This window comes from Mycolicibacterium sp. lyk4-40-TYG-92, assembly GCF_030209435.1.
In the GTDB taxonomy this organism is placed as follows: Bacteria; Actinomycetota; Actinomycetes; order Mycobacteriales; family Mycobacteriaceae; genus Mycobacterium.
Window position 1 is genome coordinate 454,739 of record NZ_JARVRX010000003.1, and the last position, 24,756, is coordinate 479,494.

The 24,756-nt window shown below is 65.9% G+C and carries 24 protein-coding genes; 16 read left to right on the forward strand and 8 right to left on the reverse strand.

From position 1 onward, the window contains the following. Positions 1-2 precede the first annotated feature (2 nt). Positions 3-800, reverse strand: coding sequence for a DUF1906 domain-containing protein (locus tag QRN63_RS08330; RefSeq protein WP_267320145.1), 798 nt, complete (start codon positions 798-800; stop codon positions 3-5). Between the two features lie 122 nt (positions 801-922). Between QRN63_RS08330 and QRN63_RS08335 the strand changes: the two genes are divergently transcribed. Continuing rightward, complete coding sequence (locus QRN63_RS08335) at positions 923-1,498, forward strand: winged helix-turn-helix domain-containing protein (protein ID WP_285030378.1); 576 nt, start codon at positions 923-925, stop codon at positions 1,496-1,498. A gap of 3 nt (positions 1,499-1,501) precedes the next feature. Here the strand turns inward: QRN63_RS08335 and QRN63_RS08340 are convergent, their stop codons facing one another. Next, positions 1,502-2,284, reverse strand: coding sequence for a MetQ/NlpA family ABC transporter substrate-binding protein (locus QRN63_RS08340; protein ID WP_350224436.1), 783 nt, complete (start codon positions 2,282-2,284; stop codon positions 1,502-1,504). A gap of 164 nt (positions 2,285-2,448) precedes the next feature. Between QRN63_RS08340 and QRN63_RS08345 the strand changes: the two genes are divergently transcribed. From QRN63_RS08345 to QRN63_RS08365, 5 genes are read left to right on the forward strand one after another with little or no spacing between them, the layout of a single operon-like run. Next, positions 2,449-3,900, forward strand: a complete 1,452-nt coding sequence (locus QRN63_RS08345; RefSeq protein WP_285030380.1) for an APC family permease — start codon at positions 2,449-2,451, stop codon at positions 3,898-3,900. Next, positions 3,900-5,231: a glutamine synthetase family protein gene (locus QRN63_RS08350; protein ID WP_285030381.1), complete on the forward strand. Its 1,332-nt coding sequence runs from the start codon at positions 3,900-3,902 to the stop codon at positions 5,229-5,231. The genes QRN63_RS08345 and QRN63_RS08350 overlap by 1 nt, the downstream gene beginning before the upstream one ends. Then, positions 5,228-6,268 (forward strand): LLM class flavin-dependent oxidoreductase, encoded by a 1,041-nt coding sequence (locus tag QRN63_RS08355; protein ID WP_285030382.1) that lies wholly within the window; start codon positions 5,228-5,230, stop codon positions 6,266-6,268. The genes QRN63_RS08350 and QRN63_RS08355 overlap by 4 nt, the downstream gene beginning before the upstream one ends. Positions 6,269-6,285: 17 nt before the next feature. Further along, a complete protein-coding gene (locus QRN63_RS08360) occupies positions 6,286-7,485 on the forward strand; it encodes an acyl-CoA dehydrogenase family protein (protein WP_285030383.1) in 1,200 nt (399 codons plus the stop codon). 27 nt (positions 7,486-7,512) lie between these two features. Continuing rightward, positions 7,513-8,229, forward strand: coding sequence for a gamma-glutamyl-gamma-aminobutyrate hydrolase family protein (locus tag QRN63_RS08365; RefSeq protein WP_285030384.1), 717 nt, complete (start codon positions 7,513-7,515; stop codon positions 8,227-8,229). Here the strand turns inward: QRN63_RS08365 and QRN63_RS08370 are convergent. The 5 genes from QRN63_RS08370 to QRN63_RS08390 form a co-directional block, all read right to left on the reverse strand. Continuing rightward, positions 8,215-8,913: an ArsR/SmtB family transcription factor gene (locus QRN63_RS08370; protein ID WP_285030385.1), complete on the reverse strand. Its 699-nt coding sequence runs from the start codon at positions 8,911-8,913 to the stop codon at positions 8,215-8,217. The two genes, QRN63_RS08365 and QRN63_RS08370, sit on opposite strands and share 15 nt — an antisense overlap. A gap of 137 nt (positions 8,914-9,050) precedes the next feature. Beyond that, positions 9,051-9,533, reverse strand: coding sequence for a M15 family metallopeptidase (locus tag QRN63_RS08375; RefSeq protein ID WP_410506164.1), 483 nt, complete (start codon positions 9,531-9,533; stop codon positions 9,051-9,053). A gap of 25 nt (positions 9,534-9,558) precedes the next feature. Next, the gene (speD, locus tag QRN63_RS08380) at positions 9,559-10,761 is read right to left on the reverse strand and encodes an adenosylmethionine decarboxylase (protein ID WP_285030386.1); all 1,203 of its coding nucleotides are present in this window, start codon (positions 10,759-10,761) and stop codon (positions 9,559-9,561) included. After that, positions 10,742-11,833 carry a type III PLP-dependent enzyme gene (locus QRN63_RS08385; protein WP_285030387.1) on the reverse strand — a complete coding sequence of 364 codons (1,092 nt, stop codon included), beginning with the start codon at positions 11,831-11,833 and terminating at the stop codon, positions 10,742-10,744. The genes speD and QRN63_RS08385 overlap by 20 nt, the downstream gene beginning before the upstream one ends. A 57-nt stretch (positions 11,834-11,890) precedes the next feature. Then, on the reverse strand, positions 11,891-12,523 hold the full coding sequence (locus tag QRN63_RS08390; protein ID WP_267320134.1) for a DUF1345 domain-containing protein: 633 nt from the start codon (positions 12,521-12,523) through the stop codon (positions 11,891-11,893). Between the two features lie 195 nt (positions 12,524-12,718). Between QRN63_RS08390 and QRN63_RS08395 the strand changes: the two genes are divergently transcribed. Then, positions 12,719-13,843: an acyl-CoA dehydrogenase family protein gene (locus tag QRN63_RS08395; protein WP_285030560.1), complete on the forward strand. Its 1,125-nt coding sequence runs from the start codon at positions 12,719-12,721 to the stop codon at positions 13,841-13,843. Beyond that, the gene (locus QRN63_RS08400; RefSeq protein ID WP_285030388.1) at positions 13,840-14,964 is read left to right on the forward strand and encodes a CaiB/BaiF CoA transferase family protein; all 1,125 of its coding nucleotides are present in this window, start codon (positions 13,840-13,842) and stop codon (positions 14,962-14,964) included. The genes QRN63_RS08395 and QRN63_RS08400 overlap by 4 nt, the downstream gene beginning before the upstream one ends. Here the strand turns inward: QRN63_RS08400 and QRN63_RS08405 are convergent. Then, on the reverse strand, positions 14,961-15,971 hold the full coding sequence (locus QRN63_RS08405; protein ID WP_285030389.1) for an AraC family transcriptional regulator: 1,011 nt from the start codon (positions 15,969-15,971) through the stop codon (positions 14,961-14,963). The two genes, QRN63_RS08400 and QRN63_RS08405, sit on opposite strands and share 4 nt — an antisense overlap. 161 nt (positions 15,972-16,132) lie before the next feature. Here QRN63_RS08405 and QRN63_RS08410 point away from each other — a divergent pair, with 161 nt between their 5' ends. The 8 genes from QRN63_RS08410 to QRN63_RS08445 are packed head-to-tail and all read left to right on the forward strand — an operon-like array spanning position 16,133 to position 24,703. Further along, positions 16,133-16,987, forward strand: a complete 855-nt coding sequence (locus QRN63_RS08410) for a MaoC/PaaZ C-terminal domain-containing protein (RefSeq protein WP_285030390.1) — start codon at positions 16,133-16,135, stop codon at positions 16,985-16,987. A gap of 13 nt (positions 16,988-17,000) precedes the next feature. Beyond that, positions 17,001-18,212, forward strand: coding sequence for a lipid-transfer protein (locus QRN63_RS08415; protein ID WP_285030391.1), 1,212 nt, complete (start codon positions 17,001-17,003; stop codon positions 18,210-18,212). Positions 18,213-18,261: 49 nt separating this feature from the next. Beyond that, on the forward strand, positions 18,262-18,696 hold the full coding sequence (locus QRN63_RS08420) for a type II toxin-antitoxin system Rv0910 family toxin (protein ID WP_285030392.1): 435 nt from the start codon (positions 18,262-18,264) through the stop codon (positions 18,694-18,696). Between the two features lie 31 nt (positions 18,697-18,727). Continuing rightward, positions 18,728-19,648, forward strand: a complete 921-nt coding sequence (locus QRN63_RS08425) for an SDR family oxidoreductase (protein WP_285030393.1) — start codon at positions 18,728-18,730, stop codon at positions 19,646-19,648. A 4-nt stretch (positions 19,649-19,652) separates the two neighbouring features. Continuing rightward, on the forward strand, positions 19,653-20,513 hold the full coding sequence (locus QRN63_RS08430; protein ID WP_285030394.1) for an alpha/beta fold hydrolase: 861 nt from the start codon (positions 19,653-19,655) through the stop codon (positions 20,511-20,513). 12 nt (positions 20,514-20,525) lie between these two features. Beyond that, positions 20,526-22,088 carry an aldehyde dehydrogenase family protein gene (locus QRN63_RS08435; RefSeq protein WP_285030395.1) on the forward strand — a complete coding sequence of 521 codons (1,563 nt, stop codon included), beginning with the start codon at positions 20,526-20,528 and terminating at the stop codon, positions 22,086-22,088. Then, complete coding sequence (locus tag QRN63_RS08440) at positions 22,089-22,925, forward strand: SDR family oxidoreductase (protein WP_285030396.1); 837 nt, start codon at positions 22,089-22,091, stop codon at positions 22,923-22,925. An 11-nt stretch (positions 22,926-22,936) separates the two neighbouring features. Then, complete coding sequence (locus tag QRN63_RS08445; protein WP_285030397.1) at positions 22,937-24,703, forward strand: AMP-dependent synthetase/ligase; 1,767 nt, start codon at positions 22,937-22,939, stop codon at positions 24,701-24,703. Positions 24,704-24,756 lie beyond the last annotated feature (53 nt).

A 24,756-nucleotide genomic window follows, 5' to 3' on the forward strand; every position in this document is an offset into this window, starting at 1 on the left:
TCTCACGGGTGCAGGTTCCACTGCCCGACGTCGGAGGCCAGGGCGTCGCTGACGTCGACCTCGAGACCACCGACCACCGGCCCGGGGTTCGACGCGGTGCTCACGATCCGCTGGTACATCACGGCAGCCGGATAGATCTTGCCGCCGGACCAGGACCGGGTCTGCCAGGCCCACACTTTGCCGGGCGTGGTCGAGCGCCCGATCACTCCGTCGGCTGTGGCCCACTGGCAGGTGTTGATGCCGCCATAGACGCCGGTGCGCTGTGGGCCGAGTACCGAGTTGATACCCCGAAACCACGGCAGCGCAACGTTGTTCCACGTTTCCCGGTCGATGTCGTCATCGACGGAGAAGAAGATCGGCGCGCTCTGACCGCCACCCGCCGCGGTGTGCAGTTGCCATGCGGTGCGCGCATCGGCGACGCCGCCCGCATAGCCGCGCGTGAAATCGGACGGCGCGGTACCGCCCGGCTTGCCGTACTGGTAATTGCTGACGATCGCGAGTCCTGCCGCAGCCAGTGACCGGGCGTAGGGCAGCGTGATCGGCTTCGCGCCCATGGTCGAGCCGGGACGTGATGTCGAGACATAGTTGACGACGCCGGCGTGCCCGGCGGCCCGAATGTCCTGCGCCGGAATCTGCTTCATGGCGAAGTCGATCAGTGTGGGAGCGGCGGCCGCCGCCGTCGGCAGGCCGATGCCTGCCGCGCTCAGGCCGGCCAAGGCAGACGCCGCGCCGGCATAGCGCAGCGCATCACGACGCGAGAACGGGCGCCGAAGGCCGGTGGTCTCCGGGAAGTCCTGCATTTCGGAATGTTAACAATGCGACAGATGTGAAAGTTGTGGCCGTGACGTGCTGATTCCAGATCGTGACCGGACTGTTTCCTCGCCCGGCGGGAAGGCCCGTTCGATTCAAGGTGAAGGTAACGATGTCCAGGGCCGTCTTCCTCGCGAACACTGGGGTTCGGATCGATGAGGGAGTGTGGATGTATCAGGGCCGCAGCGTCCGGGCGCCGCAGGTGGTGCTGTCGGTGGAGCTTCCCACCTCATCCGGGGATGCGCTGGCTCAGGTGACCACGCTGCTGGACGAGTTCAGCGCGTACCTGGCATACCGCGTGCCCGGCGCCAGGGTGGAGAAGTCCGTGGCCGGCGCCGTCCCTGCGCGCGCCCCGCTGCCGATACCGATGCGTGGACTTGTCATCGACCGGTCCACCCGGCAGGTCAGCATCGACGGCCACCCGATCGCCATGGCGTACAAGGAATTCGAGCTGCTGGCCTACCTGGCGCAGCATCCACGGCGGATCATCTCGCGGGAGGAGTTGATCGAGAACGTATGGGACGCGGGGTTCGCCTCGATGCGCACCGTCGACACCCATGTGCGACGGCTCCGGGTGAAGCTGGGCGCACGTGCGCTGACGCTGACGACGGTCCGGGGGAAGGGTTATCGCTTCGACCCGCAGCCCTCGACACGATTCCGGGATCAGCGGCCGATCCGATCCGCCTGACCGTCAGAACGCCGGCACCACCACGCCTCCGTACGACCGTGCGATGAACGACCGTACGGAATCCGATTGCAAAGCTTTGGCCAACAGCCTGATTGGTTCGCTGTCGTGGTTGTCCGGCCGGGCCACGAGATATTCGACGTAGTCGCGGTTTGCGTGGTCGCAGTGGATCGCTGACTGCAGGTCGATCTGGCGGTCCATGGCGTAGTTGCCGAACAGGAACACCAGGTCGAAGTCCGCGAGCACGTCCGCCAGATGTGCGCTGGCGATTTCCTTGAACAGCAGCTGCTTTGGGTTCGCGATCACCGATTCGACTCCAGGGGTGGAACATTTGCCGGCACGCAGCGTGATCAGCCCCAGATCCTGAAGGATGCGCAAGGCGCGTCCGACGTTCGCCGGGTCGCCGGGCAGCGCCACCTGCGCGTACTGCGGTACGTCGCCCAGGGTCGCAATCGATTCCGAGTAGAGCGCGAACGGCTCGATGTGCACCGGTGCGACGGGGACCAGTCGCTGGGCCGACGAGGCATTGAACTCATCGAGGAAGGGCAGGTACTGGAAGAAGTTGGCATCGATGGTCCCGGCGACCAGGTGGTGGTTCGGTTCGTCGAACGTGTCGAACACTTCGACGTGGAGGTCGATTCCGTCCTGCGCGAGTACCGGGCGGACGTGATCGAGGATCTCGGCGTGCGGCACCGGCGTAGCTCCTACGCGCAGAATTCGGCCGGTGCCACGAATCGATCGAATAGTCCCCACTGACACCCCCTTTGCCCGATGCGCCCACGGCGCCACACCACGAAGACTACCGACCGGGTGGCGAATCCGCGGCGCGGAAGTCCGCCGAGTGTTACGGCATGTGACGCATTGTGAGCGTCGGTGTCCGGCCCGCTGGAGCACGGCGGCCACGCCCAATAGTTTTTGTCTCCAACCACATTCACCGACCAGCAAGGGGCGTCATGACAGTCGAACATACGGCGGTGCGCACCGATGGTGGGCCCCCGCCCGGAGCGCAGCGCCTGCGCGGCAACCTGGGGATCCCGGCCATCGTCTTCATGGTGTTGGCCGCGGCGGCGCCGCTGGGCGTCATCGGCGGGCCGGTGCCATTGGGTATCGCCACCGGTAATGGCGCGGGGTTCCCCGCGACGTTCGTCATTGCCACGGTCGTGCTGCTGCTGTTCGCGATCGGCTTCACGGCGATGACGCCCTTCGTTCGTGAGGCCGGGGCCTTCTTCTCGTATGTGCAGCAAGGGTTCGGGTCCAGCCCGGCCATCGGTGCCGCGTTCGTGGCAGTCCTGACCTACGCATCGATGGAGGCCGCCGTCTACGGGCTCCTCGGTCCGCAACTCGGCGGTCTGTTGGCCCTCGTTGGCGTACCCCAGGTGCCGTGGCCGGTGTGGGCGCTGGCCGGGCTCGCGGTGATCACCTACCTCGGTTACCGCAACATCGAGCTGTCCAGTCGGGTACTCGCGGTTCTGCTCGTCGCCGAGATCGCCATCGTCGCCGTCCTCGACGCGGTCATCGTCGCGCGCGGCGGTGACCACGGACTGTCGACGGGACTGCTCAACCCGACGCAGATCGCCTCGGGCGCACCGGGAATCGGGCTACTCTTCGCAATCATCTCGTTCCTCGGATTCGAGGCGACGGCCATCTTCCGCGACGAGGCACGCGATCCGGACCGCACCATTCCGTATGCGACGTACCTCGCGCTGGCCGTGATCGGCATCTTCTACACGGTGTCGAGCTGGGCACTGATCTCGGCGTGGGGTGATCACGAAGCCGTCGAGCGCGCGACGAATGCGGGCGGCACCATGCTGGTAGACACCGCACAGCGCTACCTGGGCGTGGTGGGAGCCGACATCATTCAGGTCCTCTTCGTCACCAGCCTCTTCGCCTGCATCCTGTCGTTCCACAACGTCGTGTCCCGCTACCTCTTCGCGCTGTCCGGCCGCGGCGTGCTGCCTGCCGCGTTCGGCCGGCCCCACACCCGTCATGGCTCGCCGCACGTCGCATCGCTGGTGCTGTCGGCGCTGATCCTCGCGGTCATCGGTGTCGCGACCGTGGCACAGCTCGACCCGAGCACGGAGTTCTACACCTGGCTGTCCGGGATCACCACGGTCGGCGTGCTCGTCCTGATGGTGCTGACGAGTGCGGCGGTGCTGACGTTCTTCGCACGAGACCGGCGGCACTACTCGGTGTGGCGCGTCCGGGTGGCGCCGGCGCTCGGCCTGGCCGGACTGGTGGCGTTCCTGGGCTTGATCCTGGTGAACCTCAAGGACCTGGTCGGCGGGTCGTCGGGCCTGGCGTTGGCCGTAATCCTGGTGCTGGTAGTGGGTTTCGTGGGCGGTGCCGTACTCGGTTACCGCCGCGCGCGGACGGTGTCGGCCGCTGCGGTCGGGGCGGCGGGCTGATGTCCGTGACGACGGAAGCGGCGACGCGGCACCGGAACGTTGGCGATCTGCTCGACTCCGGCGTCATCACCGAGGTCGAGGTGGCGTGGAGTGATCAGTTCGGTCATGCGCTGGGCAAGCGGGTGCCCGTCGACCAGTTCCGCAGGCGCGCAGAAACATCCGGGTTCGGCTTCTGCGACGGGGCACTCGCGTGGAACTCCAACGCGCGGGTCATCGAGAGCCTTCGGTCGACCAACTGGAACACGGGCTACCCCGACGCTTTCGCCGTACCCGACCTGAGTACGTTCCGGGAACTGCCGTGGCGGACCGGCGTGGGACACGTCATCTCCGACATCGTCGGGCACGACCGCACGCCGTCGCCGCTCGATCCGCGTGCGGTCTTGCGGCGGGTCATCCAACGACTGGAGAGCCTGGGGTACACCGCCAAGGTCGGCGCCGAATTCGAGTTCTACCTGCTGAATGTGGACGGGTCGATCTTCCAGGACGACGTACACGCCTACTCGCTGCAGAACGCGAACACGCTCGAACCCGTGCTCAGTGACCTCTATTCGGTACTGCGCGAGTTCACTTCTCTGGAGGGCCTGCTGACCGAATACGGTCCCGGGCAGGTCGAGGCGAACCTGGTCTACAGTGACGCCCTGGATGCCGCCGACAACAGCGCCCGGCTCAAGTACGCCGTCAAGGAGATCGCCCGGCGCAACGGCAAGTTGGCGACGTTCATGCCCAAGCCGTTCTCCGAACACTCCGGAAGTTCTGCGCACCTGCATATTTCGCTCTGGCGCAACGGCGAACCGGTGCTTGCCGGCGCCGACGGCACCGAGAGCCAGGTCGGCCGGCACGCCATCGCCGGCCTGCTCGAGCACCTGCCGTCGATCACCCTGTTCGGGGCGCATTCGGTCAACGCCTACCGCAGGTACGTCCCCGGCTCGTTCGCGCCGGCGACCTTGACGTGGAGCCGCGACAACCGGACGTCCGCCGTCCGGTCGCTTCTGGAGGCGACGCCGGAGGCGACGCGAATCGAGTTGCGCACCGGCGCGTCAGACGCAAACCCCTACTGGCTCATCGCATCTGCCCTGGCCGCCGTCGTGGCCGGCCTGGAAGCCAGGCGCAACCCCCCGGAGCCGCAGACCGGCAACCTCTATGAGGTCGGGGTGCGGCTGCCGGAATCGCTCAGCGTCGCGATTGCGCTGGCGCGTAGCGACGACGCCATCGTCGATATCTTGGGGGCGGATTCCGTGCACGACTTCGCCGAGATCGCCCAGAGCGAGTGGGACGAATACTCCAATGCGGTCACCGACTGGGAATTCCGGCGCTACCTGGAGAATTCATGACTGCCACATTGACCACCGCGCCACGGTTCGGGGTGTGGGCGCCTGTCTACGGAACCTGGGGCGCCAGAACGCATCCCGTGGAGATTCCCGACGCCAGCTACCGCCGGACGCGTGATCTCATCGTCCGGGCCGAAGAGCTGGGATTCGATTCGACTCTGGTGGCCCAGCACGTCCTGCATCCTGGTGGCGCCGAACACGACGTGCTGGAAACGTGGTCGACGCTGGCCGGACTGGCGGAGGCGACCAGCCGCGTCGAGTTGATCGGCGCGATCAAGCCGTTGCTGTTCAATCCGTTGGTCTTCGCGAAAACTGTTGCCAATATTGAGCAGATTGCTGCGGACCGGGTCGCGATCAATCTCGTCAGCGGTTGGTTTCTTCCCGAGCTGGAGGCGATCGGCCTCGGCGACGTCACCCATGGTGATCGATACGCATACTCCCGGGAGTGGCTCGACGTCGTCGGGCGGCTGTGGCGCGGCGATGCCGTCGAGTCCGGGTTGGACGGAGCCGTCGCGGCCGGTGCCCAGTTGCGACCGGCCCTCGACCGCACGCCGCGCGTGTACCTCGGTGGCGAATCGGAAGCGGCGCGTGCGCTCGCGGCAGCGCAGGCCGACGTGTTCTTCCTGAACGGGCGGCCGCCAGCCGACGCGGCGGCCATCATCGACGATATGCGGCGGCGGGAACGGAACAAGCCGGCGCCGTTGCAGTTCGGACTCTCCGCGTTCGTCATCGCTCGCGAGACGGAGGAAGAAGCGCAGCGCGAATTCGATTACCTGCAGGGCCTGGTCGACGGTTCGGGTCAACGGGACCGCACGGTGGGAGCCGATCCTGCCACCGCCATGTTCAAAGTGCACGAGGGCGTGGCGCGCGTGGGCACCAACGGTGGCACCCTGGCCGGTCTCATCGGCAGTTATGCGCAAGTGGCTGAACGGATCAGGGTTTTCGCCGAGCTTGGCATCGACCTGTTCATGCTGCAATTCCAGCCGCTGGAAACCGAGATGGAGCGGTTCGCAACCCACATCCTGCCCCTGTTCCGATGACCTGAGAAGGAAACCCCATGACCGTTACGACGTTGGCCGCAGGGTCTGTAGCCGACCGGCGGGTGCTGTTGCAGTCGGTCGTCGAAACTCTCGGCGCGCAAGACGCCCACTACGAATTGACCCGCACGTTGCACCATGAGGCAATTCGCGCGATCGCCGACACCGGTGTCCTCGCACTCCGGATCCCCCAGGAATACGGTGGCCCAGGCGGTTCCATCGTCGACGTCATCGAGACCGTCATCGACATCGCGCAAGCCAGCTCCAACGTGGCCCAGGCGCTCCGCGCCCATTTCGGATTCGTGGAACGGCTCCTGGGTAACCGCGGGGACGACGCACTGCGGGGCCGGTGGTTCCCCGACGTCCTCGCTGGAAAGATCGTCGGCAACGCGATCACCGAAGCCGCCGGCTCCTCTCCGGCGGCTATCGGCACCACACTGCGTGACACCGGCGACGGCCGATACCGGTTGGACGGCAGGAAGTTCTACTCGACCGGCACCCTGTACTCGGACTTGATCGCGGTCTCGGCCGAACGCGAAGACGGCCGCGAAGTGCACGTGATCATTCCGGCCGACCGCCAGGGCGTCACGCTGTTCGACGATTGGGACGGTTTCGGACAGCGGCTTACTGCCAGTGGTGCAACGACTTTCGAGGCCGTGGCGGTCGACGAAGACGAGGTGTCGGTGGTCCCTGCGGACCACCGGCTGGCGCACAGCCAGACGTTCCTGCAGCTCTATCTGACCGCCGTGGCAGTGGGAATTGCCAAGGGCGCCTTGCGGGATGCTGTCTGGTTCGTCCGGAACAAGGCACGTCCTGCGGCGCACGCGTTGACCCCGTCGGCGACACAGGACCCGTTCATCCTGCAGGCAGTAGGGGAGATCGCCGCCTGGACGTCGACGGCGGCCGCGGTCACCCTCAGCGCCGCGGCGGAGCTGGATCGGGTTGTGGACACCGGCCAGATCGACGACCAGCAGGCCATCGGGGCCGCCGCGATCGAGGTGGCGAAGGCCCAACTTGTCGCGGAACGCCTCACCCTCGATGCCGCACAGCGGTTGTTCGACACCGGTGGTGCGTCGGCCACGGCGCGGGCACTGAATCTCGACCGGCACTGGCGTAACGCGCGCACCATAGCGAGCCACAACCCGCTCGCGTACAAAGCCTGGGCGACCGGAGATTTCGTGGTCAACGGCGCCCTTCCGCCCAACTCCGGATATTTTTAGAGCCGTGCCGAGACGAAAGGTCCGATAGTGGCCGCACCGGTTGTTCTTCTACCACGGCGGTTCTCGGACGGCGACGACCCGCGAGTCATCGCGGCCAATGAACTCTTCGACCGGATCGTCGAGCTGGTCGCCGAGGCCGGGCTGGCGCCGCGGGTGGTCGACGATCCGTTCGTGGCGCTGTCCGACGTCCGCGGACTCGTGCTGCCCGGCGGCGGAGACATCAACCCGCGGCGCTACGGGCAGGTCGCCACCGCGGCGGTGTACGACGTCAACGAGGCACAGGACGAACTTGATTTCATCTTGGCGGCGCGGGCGCAAGATGCCGGTCTGCCGGTGCTCGGCATCTGTCGTGGTGCGCAGGTACTGAACGTGTTGCGGGGTGGGGATCTCCAGATCGACCTGGTACCAGGCGAAGTGCCGCACCGGAGCACGACTGCCGACGCGCTGTTCGGGCGGCATCCGGTAGCCCTGGCCGCGGGCAGCCGAGTTCACGCCGCGCACCACGCCGGGCAGATCGTCGTTGCTTCGGCACACCACCAGGCCATTGCGTCACTGGGCCCCGGGCTGGTGGCGACCGGCCATGCCCCCGACGGTCTGATCGAGTCGTTCGAGGCCGTCGACGGTTGGGTGCTTGCCGTGCAATGGCATCCGGAGGCGGCAGGCACGTCGGAGGCGGTTCAGCGCGCTCCGTTTGCCGCGCTGGCACAGGCCATCGGAATCGACGACTGCCTAGCCCGCCGCTGAGAAGTGCGCCGCCCCTTCGATTCCGAGCAATCGCTCAAGGCCCTCGCTACCAGCCGGCGTCACGACCACTGCTCGGCTGCTCCCGATACGCCGCACCCAGCCCTGGGCGAACAGTGCGGTCGCGATATGCGCGCCCGCCGCGCCCGCCAGATGACGGCGCCGCTCCGTCCAGTCCAGGCAAGAGCGCGTCGCGGCACGGCGCCCCGGTTCGAACGGAGCGCCCAGCGCCTCCGTCAACCAGCGGCGGCCATCGCTGGTGAGCGTCAACGACTCATCGAGCAGCCCGCGTCGCAGTAGCGCCTCGGTGATGCTCACACCGAGCCGTCCGGCGAAGTGGTCGTAACAGGTACGCCCGCGTGCGAGTGCACTGTTGATCACCGCTTCGCGCATGCCGCGCGGAGGTGTCGACGGCTGCTCACCCAGCACAGCGAGCGATTCGAGCACCTCGGCGACGTCGGCGTCCACCAGCTCGACATAGCGGTGGCGCCCCTGCCGACGTTCGCTGAGCAGGCCGACCGCCACCAGGCGGTTGATGTGCTCGGTGGCGGTCGAGGCGGCGACACCGGCATGTGTGGCCAGTTCCTTTGCGGTCCAGGCCCGTCCGTCCATCAGCGCGAGCAGCATGCGGGCGCGCGTGGTGTCAGCCATTGCGGATGCGACGGCGGCGAGGCTTTCGGCTGTCATACAACCCAGTGTGCGACGGTGACGGTTCGGTGGCCACCGAACTATCAGGCGGCCAGGATGTACCCATGGACCCGGCGGGAGCGCCGACGCCCGCTGCGATGTCCTACAACGAAGCGCAGGCGCTCACGGTCACCTGATCAACTCGCGGCGTTGGGCAGCAAGGGAGGGCACGCCCCGTGGGCATCGGTGGCCAGCTCGAAGTGCCAGAGTTCGTTGGCGTAGATCTGGCATAGGCCGAAGCGCGCACCGTTGGCGATCAACCACGTGTCAGCGCTGTTGCCGCCGATATCGACAGCCTGACCGCTGACGTGCTTGGACTGCTGTGGCGTCTGAACGTATTGCCGCGCAGCGTTGTAACTGCCGTAGGTCTGGATCGCGTCATCGAGCAGTTGCTGCTGGAACTCGGGAGTGCGCCAGCCGGAGGTGATCGTCATGGGGATCCCCTCGGCGGCTGCCGCGGTGGCCGCCTGCTGAACGGCCGCCAGCAAGGCCGGATCCAGCCGGCCGACGGTGGGGTTGGAGACGTCGAATGGGCTTGCCGCGTCGGCCGACGCAGTGGACAGCGGTCCGAGGAACATGAGCGCACTGGCCAAGGCCAAAGCGGTACCGACGAGTCGCATGGGCACCGACCCTACCCGGCGTCGGCTATCGACCGGTCTCCCGCAGCGACATCGGCGGTGTCGTCGCCGCGGCCAGCGCCGTGGCGTCGATCGTCTGACAGCGGTACGGCAGCGTCTGCAGCCGGGCCGTCATCGTGGCGAGTGGATTCTCGAGCACGGCCATGGCGCCGGACAGGAACGCCCACTCGTGCTCGTCGCTGCCGAAATAGACGACGGTGCCGAAGGTTTCGCCGAAACGCTCCCACGACCGGATCAGCGTCTCGTTGCGCCAGAGGGTGGGACAGCCCGCCTGGCCGACGACGATGACGCCGATGTCACCACACAGTTTCATGAAATCGGCACCGTAGAGCCGGTTGTGTTGGGCGGCATCGGCGCGCTCGTCGGGCAGGTCGATGACGACGACGTCATACCTGGGGCCCGAATAGCCTGCCACGAACTCGTATCCGTCGGTGTAGTGCACCGTGACGGGGCCGAGTCCGGCTTCGGCCCTTGCCAATTCGTCGGGCGTATAGCCGTAGGGCAGATGTTCGGCGCAGAGCCGCACAGCCTCGGGGTCGATGTCGACGTGGTCGACGTGCATGGCGCCGGCAGCGACGGCCATCTGGCTGGCCACGCCCTCGCCGGAGCCGATGATCAGCACCCGGTCGACTCTCTCGGCCAGCAGCATCGCCGGCACCATCAGTGCCTCGTGATAGACGAGCTGACTGAATTCGGTGCTCTGGCGGTCCGAGTCGCTGAACAGCGCGACGCCCTGCTCGGTGCGGCCGATCACCAGATGCTGAAAGTCGGTGTGGACGTCGCACAGCACGTCGGTCAGCTGCCAGGTGCGGGTGAGGCCGGGTGCCATCGGCTCGACGATCTGCTTTCCTGCTCCGCGAAACACCTTGTGGATGTGGGCATCTTCGGCGCCGACCGCCTCCCGCAGCAGCCGGACCGCTTCCTCGGCATCGGCAGACTCACCGCAGGTGAAGACGTCGACGAACATCGCGCCGCGCTCGGGATAGCTGTGGATCGACGCGTGCGACTCCGCGAGCAACGCCAGTACCGTCACGCCGTGCGGCTCGAAGCGCTTGTCCACCATGTCGCACACCGTCGCGCCGGCGCGCTCGACGGCCGAGCGCAACAGGTGGCGCAGCCGCACGCGATCGTTGGCCAACGCGGAATCGACACCGGTGAACTCGGCCAGCACGTGGCAGCCCGCGAAGCTGCTACCGGGTTGTGACTGCATCATCGACCTCCACGAATCGCGTTGCCAGCGGCTCAAATCCATTGAACGACGAGGAGTAGCTCGTCGTATAGGCACCAGCGGTATCGATCTCCACCAGATCACCCGGTTGCAGCGTCACCGGTAGCGGATACCGCCGGTAGAGCACGTCGTCACCATCGCACGTCGGGCCGGCAACCACCGCGTCGTCGACGGGATCGCCGTCGCGGCTCGTGCGCAGCCGGTACCGGATGTATTCGTTCTCGGTTTCGGCCAGCCCGCCGTAACGCCCGACGTCCAGGTACACCCAGCGGCGGCCGTCGGTGCCGGTCCGCACCGACACGACTTCGCAGGAGAGCGTGCCCGCCGAGCCGACGATCGCCCGTCCGGGTTCGATGACGACGTGGGGGAGCACCGGAAAATGACGCGCGAGTGCGTCGCCGATGGCGCCGCCCACCACCCGGATGTCGGGTACGTGCGTATCGTACGAGACCGGGATTCCGCCGCCCAGGTTGAGTGTCGTGAGGCCCGGCGCCACATTGAAAATGTCAAGTGCACAACGGATTCCGATTTCCCAAGCCGTCGGGTCCAGCTGCTGCGAGCCCACGTGGAACGCGACCCCGTCCGCCCGCAGCCCCAATCGTGCCGCCTCGGTCAGCAAGCCGATCGCGTCCTCGGGCAAGCATCCGAACTTGTGCCCGAACGGTGTGACGGACGACGGGAAAGCCGGCGCAATCCGGCACTCGACGCTCGATCCCGGCGCGTTCGCGGCAATGGCCTCCAGCCCGGTCGCGGTGTCGAAGGTGAACCGCCGCACGCCCTGCGCAAACGCGTACGCGATCTCGGCGGGCTTCTTGAGCGGATTGCCGAAAGTCACGGACCCGCCACCGATGCCGGCCGCAGCGCACAGGTCGATCTCGCCGGCCGACGCGACGTCGAACGTGCAATCAAGGCCGGCCAGCAGCCGCAGGATCGGCTCAGCCGGGTTGGCCTTCACCGCGTACCGAATCTCGGCCGCCGGCAGCGCGCCGCGCAACTGAGCAACGTTCCTGCGCACTGTCGCGAGGTCGATCGTCAGGTAGGGCCGACTGGGCACAGGCGGCAGAGTACTGAACGAATCCGTCCGCTGCGTGGTGATCGGCGAGCGAAGGGATCAGCCGACCAGGTTGATGACGAGATTGATCGTGCACGCGATGATGACGGTGCCGTAGATGTAGCTGAAGAGGCAGTGCCGGAGCACCTCGGCCCGCATCTGCGAGCTGGTGACATCGGTGTCGGAGACCTGGTAGGTCATCCCCAGGTTGTACGAGAAGTAGTAGAAGTCGCTGTACTGCGGATCGACACCGGGGTTGTTGAAGTCGATCCCACCACCACCGTCTTCGTCGTAGTACATGCGGGCGTAGCGAGCCATGTACATGGTGTGGAGCAGCGCCCAGGTCGCGAGGATCGCGACCAACGCCATGCCTGCGTACGACGCCTTGTCCGCATCATTGGCGGACAGCAGGAGGATGCCGATGGAGGTGAGGCTGGCGGCCAGGATGAGGAACAGGACGAGATCGCCGATTTCATCATCGACGTCGGCTTCGCTTGCATGGGCCTTCGTTCGCACGGGATCCATCCGCCACAGCACCGCGAGCGCCCACAAGACATGGCAGGCGGCGGTGACGATGACCACCGCCAGCAGGCCCACCGGCCAACGCTGCGACAGCATTCCGGTCGCAAGGCCGACGCCGAGGCCCGCGGTCAAGCTGATCCAGAATCTGTTGGCACCTGAGAGTGTGGTCACTCGTACATTGTCGACCGACGTGGTGATCTCGGAGGTCTTCTGGCACCCCTATGGCGGATTCGTTGCGGCCGCGAGCAGTTCGGTCACGGTTGTGGTCGGTTGAGTCATGGGCACCGACTGCCGGCCGCCGTAGCGTTCCGTGCAACCGACTGTGAACGAAGGAGTTCTGCTGTGGCGTTGCATCGCTCATCCTGGATGGACAAGGACCTTGACGCGCTTGCCGACCTGGCGCGCCGGTTCTTCGAGAAGGAGTGCGCTCCGAACGAGGAGCGCTGGGGTCAGCAGCAGCACGTCGATCGCGATGTCTGGCTCAAGGCGGGCGAACTCGGCCTGTTGTGTTTGAGCATCCCCGAGGAGTACGGCGGCGGTGGCGGTACCTTCGCGCACGAGGCCGTCGTCGCGATCGAGCAGATCCGTTCCATGGCACCGAGTTTCGGCGGAGTGCTGCACAGCGCAATCATCGCGCACTACCTCAGCTCCTACGGCACCGAGGCGCAGAAGACGACGTGGTTGCCGAAGATGGCCTCGGGTGAGGTGGTCAGCGCGATCGCGATGACCGAGCCCGGCACCGGCTCGGACCTGCAGTCGATCAAGACCAAGGCGGTCAAGGACGGCGACGACTATGTGATCAGCGGTGCGAAGACGTTCATCTCGAACGGCCAGACCGCGGACCTTGTCGTGGTGGCCGCGAAGACGAATCCGGAAGGCCGTGGAGCGGACAGCGTTTCGCTCATCCTGGTCGAGGCAGACCGCGACGGCTTCCGGCGCGGCCGCAATCTGGAGAAGATCGGCCAGCACGGCCAGGACACCTGCGAGCTGTTCTTCGACGACGTCAGGGTCCCACAGACCAATCTGCTGGGCGGTGTCGAAGGTCTCGGCTTCATCCAGTTGATGCAGCAGCTCCCGCAGGAGCGATTGGTGCTGGCGGTGATCGCGGCGGCGTCGATCGAGAAGACAGTCGACGTCACTCTCGCGTACACCAAGGAACGGGAAGCCTTCGGGCGCCCGATCTTCAAGTTCCAGAACACGCAATTCGTGCTCGCCGAGAGCGACACGGTCAAGTCCGTCGCCTGGAGCTTCCTGGACGATTGCCTGGTCAAGCACCTCGCCGGCGAATTGGATGTGCCGACGGCCGCGAAGGCGAAATGGTGGCTGACCGAACAGCAGTGCCGGGTCGCCGACGAGTGCCTGCAGCTGTTCGGTGGCTACGGCTACATGCAGGAGTACCCGATCTCGAAGCTGTACGCCGATGCGCGCATCCAGAAGGTGTACGGCGGCACCAACGAGATCATGAAGACGATCATTGCGAAGTCGCTGTGACGGGGCCACTTTCGGGCATCAAGGTTGTCGAGATCGCCAGCCTGGCGCCGGCACCGTTCGGCTGCATGGTGCTGGCGGACCTGGGCGCCGACGTGTTACGCGTCGAGCGGGCGGGCGCGCCGGGTGACGGACTCACGCCGCCGGACGGACCTCTCGACCGCGGCAAGCGCAACGTCAAGCTGAATCTGAAGGACGGCGACGATCTGCGAACACTGTTCGCGTTGGTCGAGAAGGCCGACGTCTTCGTCGAGGGGTTCCGTCCGGGTGTCGCCGAACGACTGGGTATCGGGCCCGCGGATCTCGAAAAGCACAACCCGCGGCTGATCTACGGCCGGATGACCGGCTGGGGCCAGCAGGGCCCGCTGGCCGGCACCGCGGGCCATGACATCAACTACATCGCCCTGACCGGCACCCTCGATCTGATCGGTCGCCCGGGTGAGCGCCCGGTGCCACCGGGCAACATCATCGGCGACTTCGCCGGCGGCGGCATGCTGTTGGCCATGGGTGTCCTCGCCGCGCTGTATGAACGCGAACGGTCGGGCAAAGGCCAGGTCATCGACGCCGCCATGGTTGACGGCGCGGCCCTGTACACGGCGTTCATGCACGGAATGCATGCTGCCGGGCTGTGGAATCAGCCCCGGGGTGAGAACGCACTCGACGGCGGCGCGCCGTTCTATGACACCTACGAATGCGCCGACGGCCGGTATGTGGCCGTCGGTTGTGTCGAATTCCCGTTCTATGTACAGCTTTTGGCGGCACTTGGCATCGACGATCCCGAACTGCCGTTCCAGCTGGACCCGACGGGCTGGCCGCAGCTCAAAGAGGTCATCGGAGCAAAATTCAAGGAACGCACCCGCGACGAGTGGGCTGCCCTGTTTGCCGACTCCGATGCCTGCGTCACCCCGGTGCTCTCCCCCTGGGAGGCGCACGAGCATGCGCACAACCAGACGCGCGGCGCCTTCATCGAGGTCAACGGGGTACGTCAGCCCGCCCCGGCGCCGCGGTTCAGCCGTACGCCGGCCGCGCATCCGGAACCGCCGACGGCCGATGAATCAACGGTGCGAAAACTGTTGTCCGACTGGATGGTTCCCGATACCCACATTGAGCGCCTCCTCGGTTAGCTCTGGTACGACCCGGGCGGACTGCCGGTCCACCGGCGGAACGCCCGAGAGAACGCGCTCGGTTCGGAGAATCCGAGCCGACGGGACAGCGCGGCGACGGTCTCGTCGCCGCGCACCAGGCTCGCGATCGCCGCATCACGCAGGATCTGCTCCTTGATCTCGCGGGGCGACGTGTCCTCCTCGCGGAGCTTGCGCCGGAGCGTCTGCGGACTCATCGCCAATTCCGCGGCGACTTGGTCAGCGCTGAGCCAGTTCCCGGACAACCCGCGTTCGAGCAGGCGCCGTACCTGGTTCGTGGTCGACGTCGTGTGGCTGCGGTAGGCCAGCACACTGGCCGGGGCGCCGCGCAGAAAGATGTCCAGCGACGCATCGTCGCGAACGATCGGCGCGGACAGCGTGGCGCTGTCGAACACGAGCGCCGGCTGCGCTGCCGAAAACACCACGGGCGCACCGAAGATGAGGTCGTAGTCGTCAACCTCTGGACGCGCGTCGTAGGGGACTTCGACCTGCCGTAGCGGTACGCGCCTGCCGACGGCCCATCCGATGAACCGGTGGGTCACGGCCAGCAGGGTGTCGATCAGCAGGTCGACCGGCCGCTGGATCGCGGTGATGTCGATCGACAGCCTGGCAGCGTCACCGTCCACAGTGATCGTGACGGGCGGAATTCCAGGTACCGCGCGATTGACGTCTTCGAACCGGCGCATTGCCGCACCCAGATCCGGCGCGTTGACCAGGGCAAAACACAGCAGCCGAAACGTGCCGCGTGGCACCGGAGTCAACCCGAGTCCGAGCAGTTCGTCGTCGGTTTCGCGCCATAGCCGGCGAAAGAGCACGCTTGCCTGCTCGGTGGTGACGCGGGAACGGCCTTCGGCAAGCAGCATCGGTGAGATACCCGCTGAACCCAACATGGCCTCGATATCCCAGCCCCAGTGCATCGCGAGACCCACAAATGCCTGCACCCGCTGAATCGGGATCGTGTAGGCGGTGGTGGCGTCGGCGAGAGGCACGTGCCGAAGCTACTCCGGAAGGAACCGCGAAGGAACCAGGGGAGCGGCCCCGGCCGCCGCGAGCGGTTCGGTCAATAACCCGAGAAGTTCGGTCATCGTCGGCCGGGCGGCGCGACCGTAGCGTCAAAACCAGATTGCCCGACGATGCGCAAGGAGCGTGCATGGCTGCCAACGAAGGTTTCCACCTCGACCGCCTCGATCAGTGGACCGGCGAGCAGGAATTCAAGGTCGAGCGACTTCAAACCATCGCCTACGCGAAAGCCACCAACGACCCGATTGCCGCACATCTGGACGGCACCTACGCGCCGCCGGTGTTCGCGGTCGTCCCGGTCACCGCGATCATGGCCGACGCGACGATGAGCGTGGTACCCGACGACTTGATGTTGCGGATCCTGCACGGCGAGCACGACTTCCGCTTCCACCGCCCGATCGTGCCGGGTGAGGTCCTCACCGTTCGTGCGAAGCCGGTCGGTATCGAGGGCAAAGAGTCCGGTGTCGTCGTGACGACATTGCTCGAAACGCGTGACTCCGATGGCGAACTGGTGAACGAGCAGTACTTCATCGGATTCTTCCGTGGCGGCAGATTCGACGGTTCCTTCGGTGAGAAGAGCCCGGAGCACACCTTCGACGCGGCGCTGCGCGATAACGAACCGGCGTTCACCGCGGTGCAGACATTCGACGAGGATCAGACGTTCCGCTATAGCGATCCCGCAGGCGACCCGATGCCGATCCACCTGGACGACGACTTTGCCAAGGCTATGGGGTTGCCGGGCATCATCATTCACGGTCTGTGCACCATCGCGTTCACCTCGCATGCACTGCTTTCACAGGTCAGTCCCGAGGACCCCACCCGGTTGAAGCGGCTCGCGGTCCGGCTCAGCAAGCCGGCGTTGCCGAACGAAACCATCACCACCACGTTCTGGAACACCGGTGGCGGTAGCTACGCATTCGAGACCGCCGGCGACGAGAAGGCCGGCAAGTTCGTGATCACCGACGGCCTCGCCGAAATCTCCTAGGAAGGTAAAAGCTATGAGCAACAGGGTATTTGTGGTCGGCGTCGGCTTGACCAAGTTCGAGAAGCCGGGGCGCCGCGAAGGCTGGGACTATCCGGCAATGGCACAGGAGTCCGGTGCGAAGGCCCTCGAGGACGCCGGTATCGCCTACGACCTGGTCGAGCAGGCGTACGCGGGATTCTGCTACGGCGAGTCGTGCTCGGGACACCGCGCGGTGTACAGCCTGGGTCTGACCGGGATCCCCGTGTTCAACGTCAACAGCAACTGCTCGACCGGATCGAGTGCGTTGTTCCTTGCCGCACAAGCGATTCGCGGTGGGCTGGCGGACTGCACGCTGGCCATCGGGTTCGAGAAGATGCAGCCGGGTTCGCTCGGTTCGACCTACGACGACCGTGAGCAGCCGATGCAGAAGCACATGGAGGCGATGGCCGAACTGCAGGAGTTCGCATTCCCGGTCGCACCGTGGATGTTCGGCGCTGCCGGCGTCGAGCACAACCAGAAGTACGGATCGACCCCGGAGCACTTCGCGCGGATCGCGGTCAAGAACCATGCCCACTCCGTGCACAACCCGTACTCGCAGTTCCAGGACGTGTATACCGAGCAGCAGATCATCGACGCGAAGATGATCTACGCGCCGGGCCAGCTCACCCGTCCGATGTGCTCGCCGACCTCCGACGGTTCGGGTGCGGCAATCGTCGTCAGTGAGGCATTCGTCGACAAGCACGGCTTGGCGTCTCAGGCAGTGGAAATTGTGGGACAGGCACTCGTCACCGACACGCCTGGCACCTTCGAGAGCAAGAGTATGGCGACCCTCGTCGGTGCCGATATGAGCCGTACGGCGGCGAACCGGGTCTACGAGCAGGCCCAGATCACGCCTGACGACATCGATGTGATCGAGCTGCACGACTGCTTCGCCCCGAACGAGCTGCTCACCTACGAGGCACTGGGCCTGGCGGCTGAGGGCGAGGGACACAAGCTGGTCGACAACGGCGACACCACCTATGGCGGCCGTTGGGTGGTCAACCCGTCGGGTGGACTGATCTCGAAGGGGCACCCTCTGGGTGCCACCGGCCTGGCGCAGTGCGCCGAACTGACCTGGCAGCTGCGCGGTACCGCCGACAAACGTCAGGTGGAGGGCGCCGCCCGTAAGTCGGGTGTCGCCCTGCAGCACAACATCGGTTTGGGCGGGTCGGCCGTCGTCACCGCCTACAAGTCAGCTGACCGCTGATTCCTGTTATCCAGCAACACATTCCGCACAAGAAATGGAGTAGTTAGAAATGGCAAACGCTAAAGGTTCCCTGGAAATCGCTGCGCCGCAGGAGAAGGTGTGGGCGATCCTGTCCGACCCCGCCCGGTTCGAAGAGTGGCTCACCCTGCACACCAAGTGGAAGACAGCGCCGCCGGCGACCCTCTCGCAGGGCGCGACCATGAGCGAGGTGCTCACCATCATGGGTATGGCCAACACCATCGACTTCACCGTCGACGAATACGACGCCCCGAACACCACGACATTCTCCGGAACCGGCATGGCCGGCGCGAAGATCAGCTTCAGCCTGCAGGTCGAACCCAAGGGAGCGGACGCTTCCATCGTGACCGTCGCCGCCGAGTTCATCAGCCAGATGATGGTCGGTGCCATCGGTGGTGCCATCGAGCGCGCTTCCAACAAGGAAATCGCGGCCTCGCTGGAGAAGCTCGCCACCCTGGCCGTCTGAACCAATCATCAACTCTGAGAAGGAAACTCACATGGGTTCACAGTTGAACTCCCCGTCGCTTCGCTCGCCCCGAATGGAGAACAGGGTTGCCCTCGTCACCGGCGCCGGTCGCGGCATCGGCCGCGAGCATGCGCTGCTGCTCGCCAAACTGGGCGCGAGCGTCGTCGTCAACGACCTCGGTGGCTCGAACGAGGGCGCCGGTGCCGACGCCGGCCCCGCCCAGGAGGTGGTGAACGAGATCATCGCCGCCGGTGGCAAGGCCGTCGCCAACACCGACAACATCGCCACCTGGGAAGGTGCGAAAAACCTTGTCGACCAAGCGGTTGCGGAGTTCGGTGGACTCGATATCGTCGTGAACAACGCGGGCATCCTGCGGGACGGCTTCGTCGCGTCGATGGATGAGGCGCAGTGGGACAGTGTCATCGCTGTGCATCTCAAGGGGCATTTCGCGGTGCTGCGGCACGCGGCGGGCTACTGGAAAGAGCAGGCCAAGGCCGGCAATCCGGTCAACGCCGCGGTGATCAACACCGCATCGGCGTCGGGGACGTTCATGCCGAATGCCGGCCAGTCCAATTACGGTGCCGCCAAGGCGGGTATCGCCGCGATCACCGAGGTCGCCGCGATGGAACTTGAGCGGTACGGGGTGCGGGTGAATGCGATCGCTCCGGTCGCTCGGACTCGTCTGACCCTGGCGACGCCGGGGATGGGCGCGATCTTCGCCGAAGAAGTGCCCGAAGGTGAATTCGACGCATTCAGCCCAGCCAACATCGCTCCGGTGGTCGCCTATCTGGCCGACGAGAAGTGCCCGCTCACCGGGAAGGTCCTGGCGGTGCAGGGCGGCGCCATCACCCTGCTCAAGGGCTGGACGTCGGTGGAAACCGTTGAGGTCGATGGTCCGTGGGTGCTCGATGAGCTGCCCAACCAGCTGGATAAATGGTCAGAGCAGGCCTGATCGCGTGATCAACGAACGACGGACGGTCCACAACGGGGTGGGCACGCGAGAGTTGTTCGTCGAGGGGGATGGCCCAACCGTCGTGCTGTTGCACGGGTTCGGCCATCCCGCCGACGCGTGGCGGCCGGTGCTCAATCGGTTCGCCGAAGCCGGCCAGTCGGCGGTTGCCGTCGATCTGCCCGGTTTCGGTGCCGCCGACCCGGCCGAGCCCGGCGCGTGGCTGCCTCAGGGCGACCGGTTCGTCGCCGATGTCGTCGCCGCGTTCAGCCAGCAGGCTCCGGTGGTGCTGGCCGGCAATTCCCTCGGTGCGTACCTTGCCGTCCGCGCGGCCGCGTCGCCGCTGCGGCTGCCGATCGGCGGCATCCTGCCGACGGCGACACCGGGCCTGGGTTGGACGCCGTTGGTCCGCGCGGCGTTCCTTGGTGACGGGCGACCGCTCACCTGGGTAGCGGGTGTCAGCGCACCCAGGTGGATCCGCGAATGTGGTGCCGACGCGCTCATCGGCCACTTCCTCTATGGCGACCGCACCTTGCACGATCCGGAGTTGGTGCGGATTCTCAGTGGACAGGTGCACAGCCGCCGCGGTGCCCGGGAACTGCTCGAACGGGCCATCTCGATGAAATGCGCCGTCGATGCCGAACCGGCGGTTGGCGGTGTTTCTTGTCCGACGGTCTTTGTGCATGGCCGATTGGATCGAATCGTCGCGTTCGCCTCGAGCCAAGGCTGGCACCGGGCTATTCCGGGCAGCCGGTTGGTCGTGCTGGACAAGGCAGGTCACTGCCCGCAGCTGGATGCCCCCGACGAGATCGTCGCTCTAGTAAGTGAATTGGTCACGGCAGCGCGCCGTGATTGCCGCCCCGCGTGAACGGACACTGACATGGCCAGTCGCAACAGCCACACTTCGACGGCAACAGAATCGGCTGGTCTACCGGTGATCGCCGTGCACAACCCTGCCGACGGCCGGGTCGTCGGCAGCGTCCCGGACGAGTCCACGGCATCGGTGGCCGCAACTGCGCGCGCGCTGCGCGAGGCCCAGCCCGAATGGGAAGCCTTGGGACCAAAAGGCCGGGCGCGCTGGCTGTTCGAGCTGCAGGCGTGGCTGCTCGACAACTCCTCGCGCATCGCCGATGTCATCCAGTCCGAGACCGGTAAGCCGCGTGCCGACGCGGAGTTCGAAGTGCCGGCGTGGGTGGATCTGATCAACTACTTCGCCCGCACCGCCGGCAAGTATCTGGTCGACGAACGGCCCAACCCGCACAGTCCCATCGGCTGGACCAAGAAACTCACGACGGTGTTCCGCCCCTATCCGTTGGTCGGCATCATCACGCCGTGGAACTTCCCGCTCGCCATGCCGGGCCTGGATGTTCCGCCAGCGCTGATGGCCGGCGCCGCAGTGCTGCTGAAACCCTCGGAGGTGACCCCGCTGAGCGCCGTCGAACTCGCGCGCGGCTGGGCCGAGATCGGCGCGCCGAAGGTATTCGCGGTGGCGACCGGTCGCGGCGAGACCGGTGCCGCCGTGGTCGACGCGGTCGACTTTGTCCAGTTCACCGGTTCGACGCGGACCGGAAAGGCCGTGGCGCGCCAGTGCGTTGAACAGCTCAAGCCGTACAGCCTCGAGTTGGGCGGCAAGGATCCGGCGCTGGTCCTCGGCGACGCCGACGTCGACCGTGCCGCCCACGGCATCGCGTGGGGCGCATTGTTCAACGCGGGCCAGACCTGCGTGTCGGTCGAGCGCGTGTACGTCGAGGCACCGGTATACGACGAGTTCGTCACGAAGCTCACCGAGTGGGTCGGGCGGTTGCGCCAAGGTCAGGACGGCAGAGACTTCCGGTTCGAGATCGGCCCGATGGCCAATGCCAATCAGCTCGACATCGTGCGGCGGCACGTCGATGAGGCGACCGCCGCCGGCGCGCGGGTGACGATCGGCGGCAAGCCGACCGGTGTCGGTACCTTCTTCGAGCCGACCGTGTTGGTCGACGTCGACCACTCGATGGCGTGCATCCGGGAAGAGACGTTCGGTCCGACCATTCCGGTGATCAAGGTCGCCGACGAGGAGGAAGCGATCCGGCTCGCGAACGACTCCCGCTACGGGCTGTCGGCGTCGGTCTGGACCCGGGACAAGGCCCGCGGACATGCGGTGGCCCGCAGGCTCGATGCCGGTGCCGTCAACATCAACGACGTCATCGCGAACCTGTTCAGTTTTGCCCTGCCGATGGGGGGCTGGAAGCAGTCCGGCGTCGGTTCGCGCTGGGGTGGTGCCGCCGGGGTCCGCAAGTACTGCCGGCAGACCGCTGTCACCGAGCCGCGGCTGCCGACGCTGATCGACGAACCCATGTGGTTCCCCTACTCGAAGACGCGCATCCGGCTCGTCTACGGCGCTCTTCGTGCTTTCGGCGCGCAGGGCCTGCAACGCATTGGTCTCACCAAAGGAGAAGGCTAGATGTCAGATCATTCGGATGTTGTGCGCGGCAAGGTGATAGCCATTACCGGCGGCGCTCGCGGTATCGGCTTCGCGACCGCCTCCCTGTTGCGTGGTCTCGGTGCCAAGGTCGCGATCGGCGACGTCGACGAGGTGATGGTCAAGCAGTCCGGTTCCGACATCGATGTGTTCGCAAGCAAATTGGACGTCACCGACCTCGCATCGTTCACGACATTCCTCGATGACGTCGAACGCGAGCTCGGCCCCGTCGATGTACTGATCAACAACGCCGGCATCATGCCGGTCGGCCTCCTGGCCGACGAGCCGGATGCGGTGACCCGCCGGATGCTCGACATCAACGTCTACGGCGTCATCATCGGCACGAAACTCGCTGCGCAGCGCATGATTCCGCGCTCCGCGGGGCACGTGATCAACGTCGCCTCGCTGGCCGGCGAGACCTACACGCCTGGACTGGCCACCTACTGTGCCAGCAAGTCCGCGGTGCTCTCGTTCACCGATGCCGTCCGTCTGGAGAACCGCAAGACCGGTGTCCAGTTCTCCGCCGTGCTGCCGTCGGTCGTCAATACCGAGCTCACCGCGGGTACGACAGGTATTCGTGGCATCAAGAACGCCGAACCGTCCGACATCGCGAACGCGATCGTCGGCCTCATCGTCAAGCCGCGTCCGAAGGTCCGCGTGACCCGCCTGGCCGGTGTGCTGATCGGTGCGCAGAAGTACCTGCCGCGTATCGTCGGCGAGGAGCTGAACCGGTTGTTCGGTGGCGAGCACATCTTCACCGACAAGGTCGACAACACCGCGCGCAAGGCCTACGAGGACCGCGCTCGCGGTCAAGCGTGAAAGTGGATCCGGTGACATCACGTACGTTGGTCGAGGCGTTCCAGTCCGTCGCCGCACGCCGGCCCGACGCCATGGCGATCCGTAGCGCCGACGGCGCAACCACTCTCACTTGGCGGCAGTACGCCGAGCGGGTGCGCGCCATCGCATCCGGTCTGGCAGCGCTCGGCGTGGTGCCCGGTGACACGGTCGCGCTGATGCTGACCAACCGGCCGGAGTTCCACTTGTGTGACACCGCGGTGTTGCACACCGGTGCGACGCCATTTTCGGTATACAACACCAATCCGGCCGATGTGCTCGCGTACCAGTTCGATAATGCGGGCAACCGCATCGTGATCTGTGAGAAGCAGTTTCTGCCAACGGTTCTCGAAGCAATCGGCCGGGGTGGCAAGGTCGAGCAGGTGATCTGCGTCGATGGCGACGCCGGCGGCGCGATCAGTCTGGCCGCGCTCGAGTCGACGCCGGCCGCCGACTTCGATTTCGATGCCACCTGGCGAGCGGTGCAACCGACGGACCTGCTGACGATCGTCTACACCTCGGGGACCACCGGCCCGCCGAAAGGCGTCGAGCTCACCCACCTCAATTTCATCGAGAACGCCCGCATCGCAGACGCTTTCGGCGGCATCAACTCGTCCGATCGCGTGATTTCCTACCTCCCTGATGCGCATGCGGCCAACCGCTGGTTTGCCCACTACATGAACCTGTTGCACGGCGTCCCGGTCACCACGGTGCCCGACGTCAAACAGGTGATCGCCGCGTTGACCGACATTCGTCCCACCGGCTTCCTCGGCGTTCCCCGGATCTGGGTGAAGCTCAAGGCGGCGCTGGAGCAGCGGATCGCCGATGAACCCAACGCGGTGAAGCGGAACTTGGCGCAGTGGGCCTTCGCGACCGGACGGGCGAAGGCCCGCGCGGATTCGGCCGGCCGCCCGCTCGGCTTCGTCGGCGCGATCCAGTACCAACTGGCCGACCGACTGGTGCTGTCGAAAGTCCGCGCGCAACTGGGCATGGACCAGGTGCGGATCGCCGTCACCGGTGCCGCACCGATCTCGCCGGAAGTGCACGAGTTCATCCTTGGACTGGGAGTGCCGCTGTGCGAGGGCTGGGGGATGTCCGAATGCACCGCTGCGGTGACGGTGGGCCGTCCCGGGCGTATCAAGATCGGCACCGTCGGTTTGCCGGTGCCGGGAGCTGAACTGCGCATCGCCGACGACGGCGAAGTGCTGGTGCGCGGCCCGATGGTGATGCGTGGCTACCGTAAGGATCCTGAAAAAACCGGTGAGGCAATTGATTCCGAGGGGTGGTTGCACACCGGCGACATCGGTTCGATCGACGGTGAGGGTTTCCTCTCGATCGTGGATCGCAAGAAGGAACTGATCATCAACGCGGCCGGGAAGAACATGTCCCCGACGAACATCGAGAACATGGTGGTGGCCAACTGTGCGTTGGTCGGAGCGGTCGCCGTCATCGGTGATGCGCGCCCCTACAACACTGCGCTGATCTGTCTTGATCCCGAGGTGGCCGCCGCGCATGCCGTTAAGCACGGGCTGCCGGACCGGTCGGTCGCGGCGCTCGCCACGGACGGTGTGATCCGCCAGATGATCACCGCGGGAATCGACGCCGCGAACGCCAAATTGTCTCGGGTGGAACAGATCAAGAAGTTCACCATCGTGTCCGATACGTGGGAACCGGGCGGCGAGTACCTGACACCGACGGCCAAGCTGAAACGCAAACCGATCTCGGTCGGCTATCGCGACATCATCGAGCAGATGTATTCGTAGTCGCCGACGATCCCGGCACCTTGACCGAGTGGGATTTCGCGAATACCTCTGGG

Excerpts from the sequence above, each read along its gene's own strand:
- QRN63_RS08330 (WP_267320145.1), bottom strand. The coding sequence starts at position 800 with ATGCAGGACTTCCCGGAGACCACCGGCCTTCGGCGCCCGTTCTCGCGT.
- QRN63_RS08335 (WP_285030378.1), top strand. The coding sequence starts at position 923 with ATGTCCAGGGCCGTCTTCCTCGCGAACACTGGGGTTCGGATCGATGAG.
- QRN63_RS08345 (WP_285030380.1), top strand. The coding sequence starts at position 2,449 with ATGACAGTCGAACATACGGCGGTGCGCACCGATGGTGGGCCCCCGCCC.
- QRN63_RS08350 (WP_285030381.1), top strand. The coding sequence starts at position 3,900 with ATGTCCGTGACGACGGAAGCGGCGACGCGGCACCGGAACGTTGGCGAT.
- QRN63_RS08355 (WP_285030382.1), top strand. The coding sequence starts at position 5,228 with ATGACTGCCACATTGACCACCGCGCCACGGTTCGGGGTGTGGGCGCCT.
- QRN63_RS08360 (WP_285030383.1), top strand. The coding sequence starts at position 6,286 with ATGACCGTTACGACGTTGGCCGCAGGGTCTGTAGCCGACCGGCGGGTG.
- QRN63_RS08370 (WP_285030385.1), bottom strand. The coding sequence starts at position 8,913 with ATGACAGCCGAAAGCCTCGCCGCCGTCGCATCCGCAATGGCTGACACC.
- QRN63_RS08375 (WP_410506164.1), bottom strand. The coding sequence starts at position 9,533 with ATGCGACTCGTCGGTACCGCTTTGGCCTTGGCCAGTGCGCTCATGTTC.
- speD (WP_285030386.1), bottom strand. The coding sequence starts at position 10,761 with ATGCAGTCACAACCCGGTAGCAGCTTCGCGGGCTGCCACGTGCTGGCC.
- QRN63_RS08395 (WP_285030560.1), top strand. The coding sequence starts at position 12,719 with ATGGACAAGGACCTTGACGCGCTTGCCGACCTGGCGCGCCGGTTCTTC.
- QRN63_RS08410 (WP_285030390.1), top strand. The coding sequence starts at position 16,133 with ATGGCTGCCAACGAAGGTTTCCACCTCGACCGCCTCGATCAGTGGACC.
- QRN63_RS08415 (WP_285030391.1), top strand. The coding sequence starts at position 17,001 with ATGAGCAACAGGGTATTTGTGGTCGGCGTCGGCTTGACCAAGTTCGAG.
- QRN63_RS08420 (WP_285030392.1), top strand. The coding sequence starts at position 18,262 with ATGGCAAACGCTAAAGGTTCCCTGGAAATCGCTGCGCCGCAGGAGAAG.
- QRN63_RS08425 (WP_285030393.1), top strand. The coding sequence starts at position 18,728 with ATGGGTTCACAGTTGAACTCCCCGTCGCTTCGCTCGCCCCGAATGGAG.
- QRN63_RS08435 (WP_285030395.1), top strand. The coding sequence starts at position 20,526 with ATGGCCAGTCGCAACAGCCACACTTCGACGGCAACAGAATCGGCTGGT.
- QRN63_RS08440 (WP_285030396.1), top strand. The coding sequence starts at position 22,089 with ATGTCAGATCATTCGGATGTTGTGCGCGGCAAGGTGATAGCCATTACC.